This is a genomic window from Cypionkella psychrotolerans (assembly GCF_001294535.1).
In the GTDB taxonomy this organism is placed as follows: Bacteria; Pseudomonadota; Alphaproteobacteria; order Rhodobacterales; family Rhodobacteraceae; genus Cypionkella; species Cypionkella psychrotolerans.
In genome coordinates this window covers 91226-108113 of record NZ_LGIC01000031.1, presented here as the reverse complement: position 1 = coordinate 108113, position 16888 = coordinate 91226, and the positions used below count along the sequence as shown (strand labels likewise).

Genomic DNA, 16888 nt, shown 5'->3' with positions numbered 1-16888 from the left:
ATGTCTGAGTTTGCGGAAAAACCAGAGGCCACGGTGGCGGATGCGCCGAAAGACAATTGGGTGGATCGCTTTGCGCCACAGGCGACGCGGCCCTATCTGCGACTGAGCCGTGCGGATCGCCCAATTGGGACCTGGCTTTTACTGATCCCGTGCTGGTGGGGCATTGCGCTGGCGGGGCTTTCGGACGGGTTCCGGTTGTGGGATTTGTGGCTGGTGGTGTCTTCTGCGCTGGGGGCTTTCCTGATGCGCGGCGCGGGTTGCACTTGGAATGACATTGCGGATCGTGAGATTGACGCAAGCGTGGCGCGGACGCGCAGCAGGCCGCTGCCCTCGGGGGCGGTGACGGTTCGGGGGGCGCTGCTGTGGATGGCGGTGCAGGCGGCACTGGCGGCGCTTAATTTGTTCACTTACAACTGGTTGTCGATTGGGTTGGGGGTGGCGTCGCTGGGGTTGGTGCTGATTTATCCGTTCGCCAAGCGATTTACCTGGTGGCCGCAGGCGTTTCTGGGGCTGGCGTTCAACTGGGGGGCGGTGCTGGTGTATGCCGCCCATGCCGGCGAGGTGCGGCTGCCTGCGGTGCTGTTGTATGGCGCGGGCATCGCTTGGACACTGTTCTATGACACGATTTACGCGCATCAGGACCGGGAGGATGACGCGCTGATCGGGGTGAAATCGACGGCGCGGCTGTTTGGTGACAACTCGCGGGCGTGGCTGCGCGGGTTTATGGTGGTGGCGGTGGTTTTGATGGCGGGCGCGGTGATCAGCATCCCGATTCCCCCCGGCAAAGTGCTTGCGTTGATCCTTGCTTTGGCGGGGGTCTGGGGCTTTGGTTGGCATATGGCGTGGCAGCTGCGTGGCTTAAATATCGACGATCCGGCGCAATGTCGGCGATTGTTTCTATCCAACCGCGATGCTGGCCTCATTCCTGCGCTGTTTCTTGCCGTTGCGGTGTTCCTTTGATTGATCCGGGGGGACGCGCGCTTTATGCAGACCGGGACCGGGTGGCCTGCTGTCCTCCGGCGGCGTTTCTGACAGACCGAGTTGAATGACCCCGTGGTAACATTGCCGAAACTCAGCCTTGCCCAGCTTCCTGCGAAGTATCTTGCCCCCTGCGCGTTTATCGCGGCGGGGATGGTTTCGGTGCTGGTGGCCTGGGGTGCGGCTGTGCTGGTTGAGAATATTTCCGCCCGGGCGGTGAAATCCATGCTGCTGACCGAGGGCATCACCTTTGCCAGCGTCACCCCGGATGGGTTGCAAATTCACCTAAACGGGACAGCTCCGAATGAGGCCATGCGGTACAAAGTGGTCAATCTTGTGGGCGGCCTGATCGATTCGTCCCGCATACGCGACCGGCTGGAGGTGACTCCGGTGAAGGCGATTGAAGCGCCCCGGTTTTCGGTGGAAATGCTGCGCAACGATGATGGGATTCAGTTGATCGGTTTGTTGCCGGAAAGCGATGCGCTGCAGGGCGTCAAAGACACGGCGCAGGCGCTTTCCCCCGATATTCCACTGTCGGATATGTTGGAGACGGCGGCCTATCCGGCGCCGGAAGGCTGGGATGCGGCGCTGACCTATGGGTTGAACGCGCTGAGCATGTTGCCGCGATCAAAGATTTCGGTGGCGGCGGATCAGGTGGCGATCACCGCGATTGCTGGATCTGAGGCCGAAAAGCGCAGTTTTGAGAAGCAGTTGAACAGCGCGAAGCCTGCGGGGCTGGCGGTGAAGATTGAGATTTCGGCGCCGCGTCCGGTGCTGACGCCGTTCACGCTGCGCTTTGTGAAAGACGCCGAGGGCGCGCGGTTTGATGCCTGTTCGGCGGATACCGAGGTGGCGCGCGCGAAGATTTTGGCGGCGGCGGGGGCTGCGGGTGCCGTGGGACGCAATGCTTGCACCATCGGGCTGGGCGTGCCAACGCCGCGTTGGGCGGATGCGACGATTGCCGGGATCAAAGCGGTGGCACAGCTGCAAAGTGCTACGCTGACCTTCGCGGATGCCGATGTGACGCTGTTGGCGGGTGCCGATGTGCCGCAGGCGGATTTTGACCGGGTGGTTGGAGAATTGGGTGCAGCGCTGCCGGATGTGTTCTCGCTGAAAGCAACGCTGGAGAAGAAGGCCACAGGTGGAGTTGCAGGCCCGGCTGAGTTCACCGCCAAGCTTGCGCCTGAGACGCATCGGTTGGAGATGCGCGGTCGTCTGACCGATGAGGTGTTGCGCAAAGCCGTTGACAGCTTTGCCAAGGCCGAGTTTGGCAGCAACACTTACCTTGCGACCCGGATGGACCCCGAACTGCCGACCGGCTGGCCGTTGCGGGTGCTGGCTGGGCTGCAGGCTTTGGGAGAGTTGGACAACGGCACCCTGCTGGTGCGCGCTGATACGGTGGAACTGAAGGGTATCACTGGGTCGCAATCCGCCAAGGTCCGAATCTCGCAGATTCTTTCCGAGAAACTCGGACAGGGCCAGACCTTTAAGGTCGATGTAAAATACGACAAGGCGCTTGATCCGTTGGCAGGCATCCCGACCCCGGAAGAATGTGCGCAGGACGTTGATGACGTGGTGGCGCGGCAGAAGATCACCTTCACGCCGGGGTCAGCCGAAATCGCCTCGGCTGCCAGTGGCGTGATGAAGGCGTTGGCGGATGTGCTGAAAGCCTGTCCGGGCGTCAAACTGGAAGTCGCTGGCTATACCGATTCGCAAGGCTCGGACGGCGGCAACCTTGCGCTGTCGCAAGCCAGGGCGGAAACCGTGGTGTTGGCTTTGCAGGGGCGGCAGATTGATGTTTCTGGCATGGTGGCGCGCGGCTATGGCGAGGCCGATCCCTTGGCCGACAATGGCACCGAAGCCGGGCGGGAGGCCAATCGGCGGATTGAATTCCGGTTGATCGGGGCGCCAAAGCCCGCCTCTCCCGATGCGGGTAAGGCGGCAGCGACAGTGGCGCAGGGTTCGGATGCGGCGCAGAGTACGGTCAAAGCCGCGCAGGAGGGCCCGGATTTTTCGGGCGATACCAGCCCTTCGGTGGCACCACAGAAAAAAACCATCGCGCCAAAGCCGCGACCGAAGAAGTCAGAATGATGTTGGGGATGCAGCTATGAACCGCACCGAATTTATCGCGGCCACTGCCGTCATCCTGCTGTTGGCCTTCGCGGCGGGCTGGTTCACCTATTGGTTGCTGCACCGCTTTACCCGCGTGGCGGGCGGCGATATGGCGGAAATGGACCGGATGGCGCAATCTTTGCATGAAGCGGAGGAGATGCGCGATCAGGCGATTGTTTACCTCGAAAGCCGTGAGGGCGAGTTGATGAACCAGATCGCCCAGTCTGAGGCCGAATTGCGCGCTGCGATGGAAGGGTTGCGCGATGCGCGGCACGAGGCGGAAGAAATGCGCGCCTATATTGAGCGGATGCACGCGAATAGTTAGTCGGCTGCGATTTTTGGGAAAAATCAGGGGCATTCTGCCCCTCGGCGCGGCGCGCCTCACCCCTGAGGATATTTGAGCGCAGAGGATGGGCTTAGAGGCCTTTGAGGCAGGTTTGTATCAACGGTGAGTTCGGGTCTTCCAGTGCGTCAATCACGTTGTAGTGGTGGGTGCCGGGATCGACCGTCCACGGGCAGTTCCAGTTTTCCGACAGGGTGCGGGCTTGCCATAGGAAGGCGGGACGTTCTGCGCCTCCGACCCAGATATGGGCTTGGGTGGTCAGGGCGTGGCGGGCGGGGCTTTCGGCTGCGATTTCTTCGGGGTCGAGGAGCAGGTTGGTTTGCATGTCGGTTTGCGAGAGCGGCTCTAGGTCGGCGAGGGGCGAGATTGGTACGATGCGGGTGAGGCGGGCTCGTAGGGTGCCACTGCGGTCGGGGTTGCCCATCCGGGCGGTGAGATGACCGCCTGCGGAATGGCCAGTGATGACGAGCGGGCCTTCGACAAGCGCGCAGGCGGCGGTGATAGCGATGTCAACCTCGGCGGTGATTTGGGCGATGCGGCCTTCAGGAGCGAGGGTGTAGCCGGGTAGCGCACATGCCCAGCCTTGAGCGATGGCACCTGCGGCGAGGTGGGACCAGAGGCTTTTGTCGGTTTCCAGCCAGTAGCCGCCGTGGATGAACACCATCAGGCCTTTCGGTGTGGCTTCGGGCAGGTACAGATCGAAGCGGTTGCGCGGGGCGGGGCCGTAGGCGATGTCAAGGCGCGCGCGGGGGCCGAGGCTTTCGCGGAAAGCGGCGGCCTTGGCGGTCCACAGCGCAGGCAGCGCCTCGGACCCCGGAATGAAGGCGCCGTTCAGATATTCGCGGGTCATGTCCATCGGTATCACTCCAGTTTGACGCCAGCTTTAGGTCCAGCATTGGTGGAGGATGTGGACTTTTAAGTCCAGAGCGGGCAAGCAGGGGCAACCCGTGCTAATGGAGGCCCCCATGCTCGATTCCGTGACCGATCTGCGTTCGTTGTTGAAAGACCCCAGCTTGCTTCCGAACAAGGCCTATGTGGCGGGGCAATGGATTGAGGCCGCCGATGGTGCGACCTTTGCCGTCACCAACCCGGCGCGCGGCGATGTGATTGCCCATGTGCCTGACCTGACCCGTGCCGATGCCGCGCGCGCGATTGCCGCCGCCGATGTGGCCCGCAAGGAATGGGCTGCGCGCACCGGCAAAGAACGCGCGCAGGTGATGCGCAAATGGTTTGATCTGTGCATGGGGGCGCAGGAGGATCTGGCGACGATTCTGACCGCCGAGATGGGTAAGCCGTTGGCTGAAGCCAAGGGCGAGATCGCTTATGGTTCGGCCTATATCGAATGGTTCGGCGAAGAGGCCAAGCGCACTTACGGGCAGATCATTCCCGGCCATATGCGTGACAAGCGGATTTCTGTGCTGAAACAGCCGATTGGGGTGTGTGCCTCGATCACGCCGTGGAACTTCCCGAATGCGATGATCGCGCGCAAGGTGGCCCCAGCTTTGGCGGCGGGCTGTGGCTTTGTGGCGCGGCCTGCGGCGGAAACGCCATTGTCTGCGATTGCTTTGGCGGTGTTGGCGGAGCGGGCTGGCGTGCCGGGCGGTGTGTTCTCGGTGATCACGTCTTCTCGGTCGTCCGAGATCGGGAAGGAATTCTGCGAGAACCCGGCGATCCGCAAGATCACTTTCACCGGATCGACCGAAGTGGGGCGGATCTTGCTGCGTCAGGCGGCGGAGCAGGTGTTAAAATGCTCGATGGAATTGGGCGGCAACGCGCCGTTCATCGTGTTTGACGATGCCGATCTGGATGCGGCGGTCGAGGGTGCGATGATTTCCAAGTTCCGCAACAACGGCCAGACCTGCGTCTGTGCGAACCGGATTTATGTGCAGGCTGGGGTGTATGATGCCTTTGCTGAGAAGCTGGCGGCCGCGGTCAGCAAGTTGGCGATTGGCGATGGTTTGACGGCTGGCGTGACCACCGGGCCTTTGATCAACGAAGATGCGGTTGAGAAGGTGGAAGAACATATCGCTGATGTGTTGGCGGGTGGCGGCAAGGTGTTGACCGGCGGTGCGCGGCACGCTTTGGGCGGCACGTTCTTTCAGCCGACCGTGGTGACGGGTGTGACCCCGGCGATGAAAGTGGCCAATGAGGAAACCTTTGGCCCACTGGCGCCGTTGTTCAAGTTCGATACCGAGGAAGAAGTGATCCGCCGCGCCAATGATACAATCTTTGGTCTGGCCAGCTACTTCTACGCCAAGGATATTGGCCGCATCACCCGTGTGCAGGAGCAGTTGGAATACGGCATGGTCGGCGTCAACACCGGGCTGATTTCCAATGAAATGGCACCGTTTGGCGGCGTGAAGCAGTCGGGCTTGGGCCGTGAAGGATCGAGCCACGGCATCGACGATTACATGGAGCTGAAATACGTCTGCTTGTCGGTTTAATTCGGGCAGACGAGCACTCAGATGAAAAGCGGCGCGTGGCAACCTGCGCCGTTTTTGTTTAGCCGCCCACTGCCCGGTTCGCGCCCGAGCCACCAAAGCCGCCGCGCGATTGCACTTGGGTTTTCGTCATCGGTGCCATTCCTTTGGTCACCGGGGCTTTGTTGAACGCGCTGGCATTGATAGTGCCGCCGCTGTTGAGATTGCTGATCCGGGTGCCGCCGTTCGGTGTGGAATAACCTCCGCCCGCCGTCTGCACCACCGGCTGCGACATCACTCGACCGCCGCCCAAGGCTTGCCCGATCATATAGCCCATCAGCAGCGGCATGAACACCGAACCCCCGCCGCCGCTGTTCGCGGCCGCATCGCCGCCACAGGCACCCACGCCGTGCTCGGCCTCACACAATTCGCGGCTTTCATAGCGCGGCGCTGTTTCATCATGCAGCTTTTGCGCCTCGGCAAAGGCGGTTTCGCAATCGGCAGCCGAGAACCAGCCGTCCGGACTGGCCGCAGCCAGACAGCTTGCCTTGTCGGCAAAGGCGCTGGCCTCGGTCTTTTCCTCGGTACAGGCGGCGACCCCGAAGGCGGCGGCCCCGAGCAAAGCCAATGCGACATGACGTGAGCGTTTCATTGGCTTAGCCCTCAATAAAATGCGGTTTGAACCGCGACAAATCCTGCGTGATCCGGCTGCGATCTTCGCGCAAACCCATGCCGACACAAGTCTCTCCGACAATCCACGCGCCGATCACCGGGCGCATGTCGGCAAATATGGGCAGCGGGTGGTAGGCTTGGACGATCTTTGGGTGCTGGTCGTAGTCACGTGCGGTGGCGGCCTCTAGCACGGTGCCATTTTGATGGATGGTCACCGACTGGCCTTCGCGCGAGAAGATCGGCTTTACGACATAGCCGCCCGCCAACAGATCTGGTGCGCGGCCCAAAGCCGCCTCGTCCTCAAAATAGGCGGGCAACAGATTGGGGTGACCTTCAAACATCTGCCACAATACGGGCAGGATCGCTTTGTTCGACAAGATCGCTTTCCACGCAGGCTCGATGAAGCGACAGCCCGAGGCCGCGATCTTGTCGGCAAACGGATCGCGCAGCAGGTCTTCCCACGGGTACAGCTTGAACAGGGTGCCGATCACCCGATCTTCAGAATCGGTGAACTGCCCGTCGGCGCTGATGCCGATTTTGTCGAGATCGGTGTAATGTGCGCCCAAACCTGCCTCTCGCGCGGCCCAAGCCATGGTTTCCACCGTGGCGTAGTCTTCTGGTGCATCCGCTACGGCGGCGAAATGCAGATCGGTGTCGGGGGTAAACATCTCGGCAAGCCGGGCGACCAAAGCCTCATGCACGCTGTTGAATTGATCGCTGCCTTGCGGCAGCACGCGGGCGGCCAGTTGTTGTTCAAACCACAGCCATTGGAACGAGGCACTTTCATACAGCGATGTCGGGGTGTCGGCGTTATATTCCAGCAGCTTGGCGGGGCCATTGCCGTCGTATGCCAGATCGAAACGGCCATATAATTCCGGCTCGGCATCTTGCCAGCTTTGCGCCACCAGATCCCAATGCGCGCGCGGAATATTCATCCGTTGCATCAGGCTTTCCGAACCAATCACTCTTGCCACAGCCTCGCGGCACATCGCGTGGAGTTCGGTGCTGGGGTCTTCGATATCGTCTTCGATCTGGGCCAGCGTGAAACTATAGGCTGAGGTTTCGTCCCAGTAGGGCTCGCCATACATATCGGCGAAGGTGAAACCAAGCTTTTCGGCTTCGCTGCGCCAGTCGGGGCGTTCGGGCAGGGCAATACGGTGCAACGGCATCTCCACATGGTTTGATGCAGATATCAGGGTTGCCTGCCCTCGACACAAGCCCCGCTTGCGCATTGTCGGGTCTGGCGGGGCGGATGTCGGGGATGGCTGGGACAATCTGGCGTCAATCGCCACACTGGACCTTGACCTAACAGGAGTATGCGCATGCAAACCGTCGTTAAACTGCCCGCTACCACCGGATCAGAACCCTCCACCGCCGATCTGGATGGTTGGATTGTCACCGAAGGTAGCCCGAAAATGAAGACTTGGGCGCTGCACACTTCGGCGGCGGGTGATATGGTTTCCGGCATCTGGGAATGCACCGTTGGCAGCTACCACGCCACCTACACGGCCTATGAATATGTCGTGCTGATTGAGGGCAAGATCACCATCACGCCGGATGGCGGCACGCCCGTGACCGTCAAAGCTGGCGATTCTTTCGTGGTGGAGCCAACTTTTAAGGGCATTTGGAAAATCGAAGAAAATGTGCGCAAGCATTTCGATTTCCGTATTAAATAAACTACTTACGGCGGGGGGCGTGCTGCATCCCGCCGCAAACACCGTATTGTTATCGCCTATCAAGGCAACGATTTTGCTTATCGCGCGTTCAATCCACATGTTGCTCTCATCGGCCCAACGAGACTGCTCTCGCTGGCCAACAACATGAAAGGATATGACATGCTGCCCGCTGTCTCAAACATCAAACGGAACACCATCGCTGCATTGCTCGCCCTTGCGGTTGCTTTGCCCGCAGCCCCTGCACTGGCTTGGGGCCAACGTGAGCAAGACGTGCTGAAAGGCGCTGCAGGCGTCATTCTGCTGCAAGGTATCATTCGTGAAACCAAGCCGAACAAGAAGCATTACGAGCCGCGCTACGAGCCTCGGTATGAACCCCGCTATGAACAACCGCGCTATCAGCAGTACCAACCGCGCTATGAACCCCGCTATGAGCCACAGCGCGTCTCGGTTTACAGCACCGCGGCCGCACGGGCGTTTAACAACTATTCGTCGTCCGAGCGTCGGTTGATCCAGCGCCGCCTGTCGGCCTATGGCTACTATCGCGGCGGCATCGACGGCTCGTTTGGCCCCGGCACCTATAACGCTGTGGTGGCCTATGCCGATGCGCAGGGCCAGACCCGACAACTGGCCTCGACCAACAGCGCTTATGGCGTCTATGACGGGCTGATCTATTAAGCCCAGTCCTGTTGAGCCCTGATTGCTCACTAGAGAAGCGCGCTCGGGATGTCCGGGCGCGCTTTTATTTTGCCGTCCTGCCAAGGATTGCGGGACCTGCTGCGTCTCATTAAAGTCATGCTGATGGAAACCCCAGATGAGACCCTCGCCTCTGCCGCCGCTGGCGGTGATCGGGATGCGTTCGCGCTGCTGGTGGAACGGCATTACGACCGCATTTATGGGCTGGCTTACCGCTTGATCGGGCTGCGGGCTGAGGCACAAGATCTGGCGCAGGATATTTGCGCCGCTCTGCCTGTAAAGCTGCGGCATTGGCGGGGTGAGGCACGGTTTACCACATGGCTATACCGGGTGGTGATGAACGCCGCCCACGATCTGCGCCGCCGTCAGGCCACCCATGCGAAGGCGGCGAGTGGTTGGGGCGATTGGGAAATTGCGCGGCAGGATGAGATTAAAGTGCAGGCCGAGGCGCAGGATTGGCTGGCGCAGTCGATGGCGCGATTGTCGGTTGAGTTGCGCGATACGGTTGCACTGGTGCTGGGCGAGGAGATGACTCAGGCCGAGGCGGGCTTGGTACTGGGGGTGTCGGAAGGCACGGTGGCTTGGCGGATGTCCGAGGTGAAAAAACGCCTGCGCGCGATGGCGGAGGAAGCAAGATGAGTGATGAGCTTGACGCCCTGAAAGCTGCTTTGCGCGCTGTGCCCGCGCCCGATCCCGCTGCCAAAGCTGTCGCCATGCGGTTGGCGAGGGAAAATTTTGATCGGCTCCAAGGATCGACCGAGGTGATGCGTCCTAAGCAAGACCGCCCTGTGAAGGCGGGTATCTTGCAAAGGGGGCTCGCCATGCTGAACGCTTTGAAAATGAAACCTATTCTTGCCGCTACCACATCTGTCGCTGCCCTGTTGGTGGGGTTTGTGGTGATCCTGCCGTTGTCGGGGAAGGGGCCGATGGAGGAGGCGCGCGGCAACAAGCCCATCGCGCAAGTGGATGCGCCTGCTGAATTGACCGTGCCGGATGCGTTGCCAGAGCCTATGCTCCAAACGCAGAATGACACCACCGAGGCAAAGCCAGCGCCCCAAGTGTCCGAAGCCGAGGCTCCAGCCAAAGCGGAAGCCAAGGCGAAGGCAGATAAGCAAGCAAAGACTGATGCTGATGTCGCAGCGGATGCTGCCCAAACTGCAACGCTGGCAGAGCCTGAAGCGGTGACGCGTGATGAGCAGGCGATAGCACCCGCGCCGATGCCAACCGGGCGCGCCGTCGCCAAAATGGCGGCCGACAGCTATGCCGCTGAGCCCGCAGCGTCGATGCCCGTGATGGAACCCGCCCCATTGCCGCAGCCCAATACCGAAACCTTCGCCAATGCTGACGCCAATCCTGTGAAGGTGACGACGGAAGAACCCGTCTCGACCTTTTCGATTGACGTAGATACGGCGTCTTATGCAACGGTGCGATCAAGTCTGAACGCGGGGTACCTGCCGGATCCGGCCGCGGTGCGGATCGAGGAGATGGTGAATTATTTCCCTTACGCCTATCCGAAACCCCAAGGCGATCAGGCGTTTCGGCCCACCATTACCGTGATGCCGACACCGTGGAACCCGAACACAAGGCTGGTGAATATCGCCATTCAGGGCGCGGTGCCGCAGGTGGACAATCGGCCTCCGCTGAACTTGGTGTTTTTGGTGGATACCTCGGGCTCGATGGAGGATGCCAACAAGCTGCCGCTGTTGAAGCAATCGCTGGGGCTGATGTTGGGGCAGTTGCGGTCAGAGGATCAGGTGGCGGTTGTGGCCTATGCGGGAAGTGCGGGCGAAGTTTTGCCGCCCACCAAGGCCAGCGATACGGCGGCGATCATGGCGGCGTTGGATCAGCTTTCGGCGGGGGGATCGACTGCGGGCGCGCAGGGGTTGGAGCTGGCCTATCAGGTGGCGGACAGCATGAAAGCCGAGGGCGAAGTTTCTCGAGTGCTGTTGGCGACCGATGGCGATTTCAACGTCGGCATTGATGACCCAGAGGCGTTGAAGGACTTCATCGCCAAGAAGCGCGAAAGCGGGGTGTATCTGTCGGTCTTAGGTTTTGGGCGCGGCAATCTCGATGACGCGACGATGCAAGCACTGGCGCAGAACGGCAATGGCACGGCGTCTTATATCGACACGCTGAATGAGGCGCGCAAAGTGTTGGTCGATCAGGTGACCGGGGCGCTATATCCGATTGCAGATAATGTGAAAATTCAGGTGGAATGGAACCCGGCACAGGTCGCGGAATATCGGCTGATTGGCTATGAAACCCGCGCTTTGGCGCGCGAAGATTTCAACAATGACAAGGTGGATGCGGGCGATATTGGCGCAGGTACGGCGGTGACGGCGATTTATGAGGTGACCGCGCCGGGGAGTGCGGCGTTGCGGAATGATCCGCTGCGCTATGGTTCGGCTAAGGCGCCGGAGGGTTCCAGTGAACTGGGTTATCTGCGGTTGCGCTCGGTTGCGCCCGGCGGCAAAGACAGCGCCCTACAGGAAACCCCAATTGTGCCGGGGATGCCAGTGACGGATGAAACCCGCTTTGCCGCCGCGATTGCGGGGTTTGGGCAGCTTTTGACCGATACCAAGTATCTCGGCGCTTGGGGCTGGGATCAGGCAATTGATCTGGCCCTCGCCTCGCGCGGTGCGGACGAGTTCGGCTACCGGATTGAGGCGGTGAACCTGATGCGCACCGCCAAGGCTTTGTCCCAGCGTTAAATCGAGCGCATTAATCGGCCAGCGCGCGGTCCAGATCCTCGATCAGATCGCGTGCATCTTCCAAGCCGACCGATAAGCGGAACACGCCTTCGCCGGCGAAGCGTTTGTAATCGGCAAGGCTTTCGCCTGTCATCCGGTAGGTCGAGGCCATGATATCATCGGTGCCGATATGGACGCAGATGCTGCGTTGGTGGCCGAGTGAAAAGGCGTAGTGCATCACACGGAACCGCGCGGCCATCTTTTGTGCCACCACTTCGGGATCGGCGGTTTGGAAGGTGATCATGCCGCCGGGCAGCGCCATTTGGCGGGCGGCAAGGGCGTGTTGCGGATGGCTGGCAAGGCCGGGGTAGGTGACGGCCAAGACTTTGGGATGCGCTTCCAGATGCTTTGCGAGCACCATGGCGTTCTCGGAGGCGGTGCGCAGGCGGGGAAACAAAGTGTCGATGCCGCGCAGGATCAGCCACGCGTTTTGTGCCGACAGTGCCGCGCCGAGATAGACCCCAGACGAGGCGCGGATGCGGGAAATCAGCTCTTTGCGGCCAATCACAGCGCCGCCCAAGGCATCGCCATGGCCGTTCATAAACTTGGTTAATGAGTGGATGACCAGATCCATGCCATGGGTCAGTGGCTGGGTTATCACGGGGGTGGCGAGGGTGCTGTCCACCGAAGTCAACACGCCTGCGGCGCGGGCAATCTCGGCCAGCGCGGAAAGATCCGTCAAGCGCAGTAAGGGGTTACAGGGGCTTTCGGCATGGATCAGTTTGGTATTCGGGCGCAGGGCTGACCTGAGGGCGTCAAGGTTTGAGAGGTTCACCGGGGTCACCTCAATACCAAAACCGGGCAGAATTCGGGTGGCGAGTTCGTAAGCCCCGGCATAGCAGACGTCAGAAATGATCAGATGATCGCCCGATTTCAGCAGCGCCAGAAAGGTTGCGGCGATTGCGGCGACTCCGGTGGCGGTGGCGAGGGCATCTTCGGCGGATTCGAGGCTGGCGAGGCGGCGTTCCAGATCGCGGACGGTCGGGTTGGTCCAGCGGGCGTAAAGGTAGGGCAGTTCGGTCAGATCCCCAATGCCATCGGCGGAAAACGCAGAGCCGCCGGGGGTGAAGACGTTGTTGACGGACATGGAAATGCTGGGGGCGATGGCCCCGGTGATCGGATCGGGACGCAGGCCGCCATCCAGCGCGCGGGTGGCGGGGTGCATCGGGTGCGGAGTTTCAACAGCCGTGATTTGTTTGGGGGGAAGGTGGGCTTTCATCTGCTCTCCATACGGCTGGTTGCGGCTGTGGCCCAGAGTATCGCAGAGCGTGAGGCAAAGCAAAAGGCCCGGCGCAGGGCCGGGCCTTTTGGGTCGGTGTGGTGTTTAGGCGTTGGCGGTTTCGACCTGTGCCTCAACCGCTTTCGTCTCAACATCGACGCGGCGACCGATCTCAATGCGGCGGGGTTTCAGCGCCTCCGGGGTTTCACGCACCAGATCAATATGCAGCATACCGTGTTCATGGGCTGCCCCGGCGACGCGGACATGATCGGCCAAAGCAAAGCGGCGATCAAAGGCGCGGGTGGCGATGCCACGGTGCAGATAGGCGCGGCCTTCAGTCTCAGGCGCTTTGCGGGCGGTGACGTGCAGCGCGCCGTCTTTCACCTCTACCGATAGCTCATCTGGCGAGAAACCGGCGACGGCGATCGAGATGCGATAGGCATCATCGGCGGTTTTCTCAATGTTGTAAGGAGGATAGGTGGGCTGGGCTACATCGGCGTTCAGGGCACGATCAACCAGATCGGCCATACGGTCGAAGCCAACGGTGGCACGGTAGAGCGGAGCGAAATCAAAATTGCGCATAGTCATCCTCTTTCAAGCGATGGCCGTTTTGTGAACGGCGCGGAAGCCTTCCCAGAAGGGCAAGGCGGTTGACGCCCCCGAAGCCCGATTGCGGCACCTTGGGGACTACGCTGATTTGGGAAGCGCTTTGGCGGGTTTCAAGACCCAGCAAGAGTCGAGGAATCAGGGTTTGACGAATTTTGCGCCGCTGGCTTTGCCGCCGGAAAGGGTGTTGACCTTGGTGCCCGCCACTGAAACCGCCCGGCTTTCTTTCGCCAATTCTGCCAGCACAACGGCCAAAGGCGCTTCAAGCGGGGTGCCGAGCGAGACCTTTTTGCCGTCCGATTCCGCCTTGGCCGAAACCACCGAGACAATCTGCGGCACGCCGTTTTTCACCGTGAAAATCGGCGCACCGGAGGAGCCGAAATCCACATCGCAGGACAGCACCAGCACTTTGTCCGAGCCATCAATCACATGGCATGTCTGTTGCAGCGAAGGCGCTTCGGCGCGATCCTGCGCGTAAGACACCACTCCAACCTCATCGCCTAAGGAGGGCGGCGACGTGGTGCCGATCGGCTGGATCGAGGGCAGGCGGATCGGCTGATCCAGTTCTAGCACGGCGACATCAAAGGCGGTGCGATCCAGATCGTCCTCGCCGGAATAGGCGTAATCCGGGTGGGCGACGGCGCGGGCCACGTTGCGATAGGCCTCGGCGCGGCCATTGCGCAGACCGGCAAGGAAATGGATATCCCGGGCGTCAATCCGCGCCCCGGTTTCTTTGTCGAACAGGCAATGGGCGGCGGTCAGCACCAGATCGGGGGCGATCAGGGTGCCGGTGCAAAAACCACGGTCGCCTAGGTTCAATCGCCCAACCGCGTTCCAACCCTTTGAATCATCGCCGGTTTGCAGGCTGATGAGGGGGGATTCCTGTGCCGCAGCGGGCAGGCTGGCAAGGGCAAGCAGGGCTATGAGGGCAAAGCGCATGGGTTCTCCGGTCTGGTCGCCCGATCTAGCCAAAAAGTGAGGCAGATGTGAGGCAAATCACCCCAAGGCGCGCGGTTTCGGCCCACCTGTGGCCCAATCCAGCAGTTCAACCGTATGCACGATGGGGATGGCTGTCGCTGCACCGATCTGCATCATGCAGCCGATGTTACCGGCCGCGATGATATCGGGATGCTTGGCCTCTAGGGTTTGAACTTTGCGGCTTCGTAATGCCTGCGAAATCTCGGGTTGCAGCAGGTTGTAGGTGCCTGCTGATCCGCAGCACAGATGGCTGTCGGCAGGCTCGACCACGGTGAAGCCTACACGCTTCAGCAGGTCTTTTGGCGCGGTTTTGATTTGCTGGCCGTGTTGCAGGCTACAGGCGGCATGATAGGCGACGGTCAAGCCTTTGGGCGCACCTTCCGGCAGGGTAAGACGTTGCAACAGCTCGGATATATCCAGCGTCAGGGCGGATACTTCAGCGGCCTCTGCCGTGCCGATCATATGGCCGTAATCCTTAACGGTGGTGCCGCACCCACTGGTATTGATCACAATCGCATCCAAGCCAGCACCACGCGTTTCAGCCATAACCGCGGCGATATTGGCGCGGGCGGCGGTATGGCTTTCGGCCTCGCGCCCCATGTGATGCGTCAGCGCACCGCAGCAGCCCATGCCGCGCGGCACCACCACCTCGCAACCCAAACGCCGCAGCAGACGGATGGTGGCGTCGTTGATATCGGTGTTCAGTGCCTTTTGCGCGCATCCGGTCATCAAAGCCACGCGCATCCGCTTGGGCGCAGTGGGCGCAAAGCTTTGCGGATCATCGTTGCGGCTGACCGGGGGGATGGTTCTCGGAGCCATTGCCAGCATGGCCCTCAGCCTCGCATCCGGGATCAACCGTGCGAAGGGTCGGCCCAGTTTAGCGGCAAACAGCGCAAGCCGGAAGCGGGTGGGATGCGGGATCACTTTGGCGAGCACCCAGCGCAGCAGGCGATCTGACAGCGGGCGTTTGTAGGTTTTCTCGACATAGGCCCGCGCCTGATCAATCAGATGCATATAGTCCACACCAGACGGACAGGTGGTGGTGCAGGCGAGGCACGACAGGCAGCGATCCAGATGTTTGACGGTGCGCGCATCGGCGGGCCGTCCGGTTTCCAGCATTTCCTTGATCAGATAAATCCGACCACGCGGGCTGTCTAACTCATCACCAAGCACTTGATAGGTCGGGCAAGTTGCGGTGCAAAACCCGCAATGCACGCAGGATCGCAGGATCTTGTTGGCTTCGGCCAGTTTTGGGTCTTGCAGTTGAGTTTCAGTGAAATGCGTCTGCATCAGCTCCTCATCCCCGGATTGAAAACGCTGCGTGGATCGAATTTTGCCCGCAGGCCAGCTGTGAGGGTGGCCACGGCGGGGGCTTCTGGTGAGAAGGCAGGAACGGTTTCCATCCGCGACGAGGCCCGTATCAGGGTGGCATGGCCGATCCCTGCCACTGCGCCACGCACATCCGCCGCAGCTGATGGATCGAGCAGCCAGACCAGCCCGCCGCCCCAATCGCAAATCGCCTCCAGCCCAAGGCGCTGGATCAGGGCTGCGGCTTCGGTTGGCTTGATTGACAGCTTCCAGACGGCTCCCGTCCGCCTAGCAAATGCAGACACATCGCGGATCGCCGCCCAATCGCTTGGCGCTTCTTCAAACCCGAGTAAATCCCGCAACTTCCCCGCACGGTATGCGACCGATCCGGCCATACCTTCCAGCCGGATCATCGCCCGGCCCTGTATCCAAGCCGCGCCCGAAATGTCATAAGGAGAGCCAAGTGCGGCCCGCAAATCCGCCAACCCCTGCGGTAAAGCCCGCTCGGCCACAAGTGTCACCTCGGCCTCTGGCACCGCCTGCACTTTGAACGACAGTTCGGTCAACACGCCCAAAGTACCATGTGCTCCGGCCATCAGCTTGACCAAATCATAGCCGGTGACATTCTTCATCACCCGCCCGCCGTTCTTGATCACATCGCCCCGGCCATCGACAAAGCGCACCCCGAGCAAGGCATCGCGGCAGGCCCCAACCTGCACACGGCGCGGGCCGGAGGCATTGGCGGCCACCACGCCGCCTATGGTTGAGACACCCTGACGACCTAAAACTGCGCGCATGTCGGGCACTTCAAAAGCCAAGCGCTGCCGTTCAGAGGCCAGCAGTGCATTGATCTCGGCCAGCGGAGTCCCCGCCCGCGCCACCAAAGTCAAAGCGCCGGGTTCATACAATTCAACACCGCTCAACCCACTGGTATCCAACACCTCGCCCACCACGCACCCAACTCCACGCGTGCCCCCGCCTTGGATATGCAAAGCCTGCGCGGCTTGTATCATCTCGCTCAGTTCGCTTTCCGAAGCAGGTCGCATGGTCATCCTCTGTGCTCAAATATCCTTGGGGGAGTCCGTTGGTTTCGCTATTAGTTCGAGAAATCAATGGACTGGTGGGCAGACAGT

The 16888-nt window shown here is 61.0% G+C and carries 16 protein-coding genes; 8 read left to right on the top strand and 8 right to left on the bottom strand.

What is annotated here, in order from left to right:
- The 3 genes from ubiA (at position 1) to AKV04_RS05595 (ending at position 3415) form a co-directional block, all read left to right on the top strand.
- On the top strand, positions 1 to 960 hold the full coding sequence (gene ubiA, locus AKV04_RS05605) for a 4-hydroxybenzoate octaprenyltransferase (protein ID WP_054005463.1): 960 nt from the start codon (positions 1 to 3) through the stop codon (positions 958 to 960).
- A 93-nt stretch (positions 961 to 1053) separates the two neighbouring features.
- Positions 1054 to 3069, top strand: a complete 2016-nt coding sequence (locus AKV04_RS05600; protein ID WP_235815549.1) for an OmpA family protein — start codon at positions 1054 to 1056, stop codon at positions 3067 to 3069.
- Positions 3070 to 3085: 16 nt separating this feature from the next.
- Positions 3086 to 3415 (top strand): hypothetical protein, encoded by a 330-nt coding sequence (locus AKV04_RS05595; protein WP_054005461.1) that lies wholly within the window; start codon positions 3086 to 3088, stop codon positions 3413 to 3415.
- Positions 3416 to 3506: 91 nt separating this feature from the next.
- On the opposite strand, the gene AKV04_RS05590 is transcribed toward AKV04_RS05595, so the two are convergent.
- On the bottom strand, positions 3507 to 4289 hold the full coding sequence (locus AKV04_RS05590) for an alpha/beta hydrolase (protein ID WP_054005460.1): 783 nt from the start codon (positions 4287 to 4289) through the stop codon (positions 3507 to 3509).
- Between the two features lie 109 nt (positions 4290 to 4398).
- Between AKV04_RS05590 and AKV04_RS05585 the strand changes: the two genes are divergently transcribed.
- Positions 4399 to 5877, top strand: coding sequence for an NAD-dependent succinate-semialdehyde dehydrogenase (locus AKV04_RS05585; protein WP_054005595.1), 1479 nt, complete (start codon positions 4399 to 4401; stop codon positions 5875 to 5877).
- Positions 5878 to 5935: 58 nt separating this feature from the next.
- On the opposite strand, the gene AKV04_RS05580 is transcribed toward AKV04_RS05585, so the two are convergent.
- Both AKV04_RS05580 and AKV04_RS05575 read right to left on the bottom strand, forming a co-directional pair.
- Complete coding sequence (locus AKV04_RS05580; RefSeq protein WP_054005459.1) at positions 5936 to 6505, bottom strand: DUF1190 domain-containing protein; 570 nt, start codon at positions 6503 to 6505, stop codon at positions 5936 to 5938.
- A gap of 4 nt (positions 6506 to 6509) precedes the next feature.
- Positions 6510 to 7688 carry a glutathionylspermidine synthase family protein gene (locus AKV04_RS05575; protein ID WP_054005594.1) on the bottom strand — a complete coding sequence of 393 codons (1179 nt, stop codon included), beginning with the start codon at positions 7686 to 7688 and terminating at the stop codon, positions 6510 to 6512.
- A 159-nt stretch (positions 7689 to 7847) separates the two neighbouring features.
- On the opposite strand from AKV04_RS05575, the gene AKV04_RS05570 reads away from it, so the two are divergent.
- The 4 genes from AKV04_RS05570 to AKV04_RS05555 all read left to right on the top strand — a co-directional run bounded on the left by AKV04_RS05570 (position 7848) and on the right by AKV04_RS05555 (position 11605).
- Entirely contained in the window at positions 7848 to 8201 is a 354-nt protein-coding gene (locus tag AKV04_RS05570; RefSeq protein ID WP_202905571.1) for a cupin domain-containing protein, read from the top strand.
- A gap of 159 nt (positions 8202 to 8360) precedes the next feature.
- Positions 8361 to 8876, top strand: a complete 516-nt coding sequence (locus tag AKV04_RS05565) for a peptidoglycan-binding protein (protein WP_156317389.1) — start codon at positions 8361 to 8363, stop codon at positions 8874 to 8876.
- A 123-nt stretch (positions 8877 to 8999) separates the two neighbouring features.
- Complete coding sequence (locus AKV04_RS05560; protein WP_054005593.1) at positions 9000 to 9533, top strand: RNA polymerase sigma factor; 534 nt, start codon at positions 9000 to 9002, stop codon at positions 9531 to 9533.
- Positions 9530 to 11605 carry a vWA domain-containing protein gene (locus AKV04_RS05555; RefSeq protein WP_054005456.1) on the top strand — a complete coding sequence of 692 codons (2076 nt, stop codon included), beginning with the start codon at positions 9530 to 9532 and terminating at the stop codon, positions 11603 to 11605. Before AKV04_RS05560 ends, AKV04_RS05555 begins: the two co-directional genes overlap by 4 nt.
- A gap of 10 nt (positions 11606 to 11615) precedes the next feature.
- Here the strand turns inward: AKV04_RS05555 and AKV04_RS05550 are convergent, their stop codons facing one another.
- The 5 genes from AKV04_RS05550 to glcE all read right to left on the bottom strand — a co-directional run bounded on the left by AKV04_RS05550 (position 11616) and on the right by glcE (position 16801).
- A complete protein-coding gene (locus AKV04_RS05550) occupies positions 11616 to 12863 on the bottom strand; it encodes a trans-sulfuration enzyme family protein (protein WP_054005455.1) in 1248 nt (415 codons plus the stop codon).
- A gap of 105 nt (positions 12864 to 12968) precedes the next feature.
- Positions 12969 to 13445: an Hsp20 family protein gene (locus tag AKV04_RS05545; protein WP_054005454.1), complete on the bottom strand. Its 477-nt coding sequence runs from the start codon at positions 13443 to 13445 to the stop codon at positions 12969 to 12971.
- A 162-nt stretch (positions 13446 to 13607) separates the two neighbouring features.
- Entirely contained in the window at positions 13608 to 14408 is an 801-nt protein-coding gene (locus AKV04_RS05540; protein WP_054005453.1) for a trypsin-like serine peptidase, read from the bottom strand.
- Positions 14409 to 14465: 57 nt separating this feature from the next.
- Entirely contained in the window at positions 14466 to 15737 is a 1272-nt protein-coding gene (glcF, locus tag AKV04_RS05535) for a glycolate oxidase subunit GlcF (protein ID WP_054005452.1), read from the bottom strand.
- The gene (glcE, locus tag AKV04_RS05530) at positions 15737 to 16801 is read right to left on the bottom strand and encodes a glycolate oxidase subunit GlcE (RefSeq protein WP_054005592.1); all 1065 of its coding nucleotides are present in this window, start codon (positions 16799 to 16801) and stop codon (positions 15737 to 15739) included. Before glcE ends, glcF begins: the two co-directional genes overlap by 1 nt.
- Positions 16802 to 16888 lie beyond the last annotated feature (87 nt).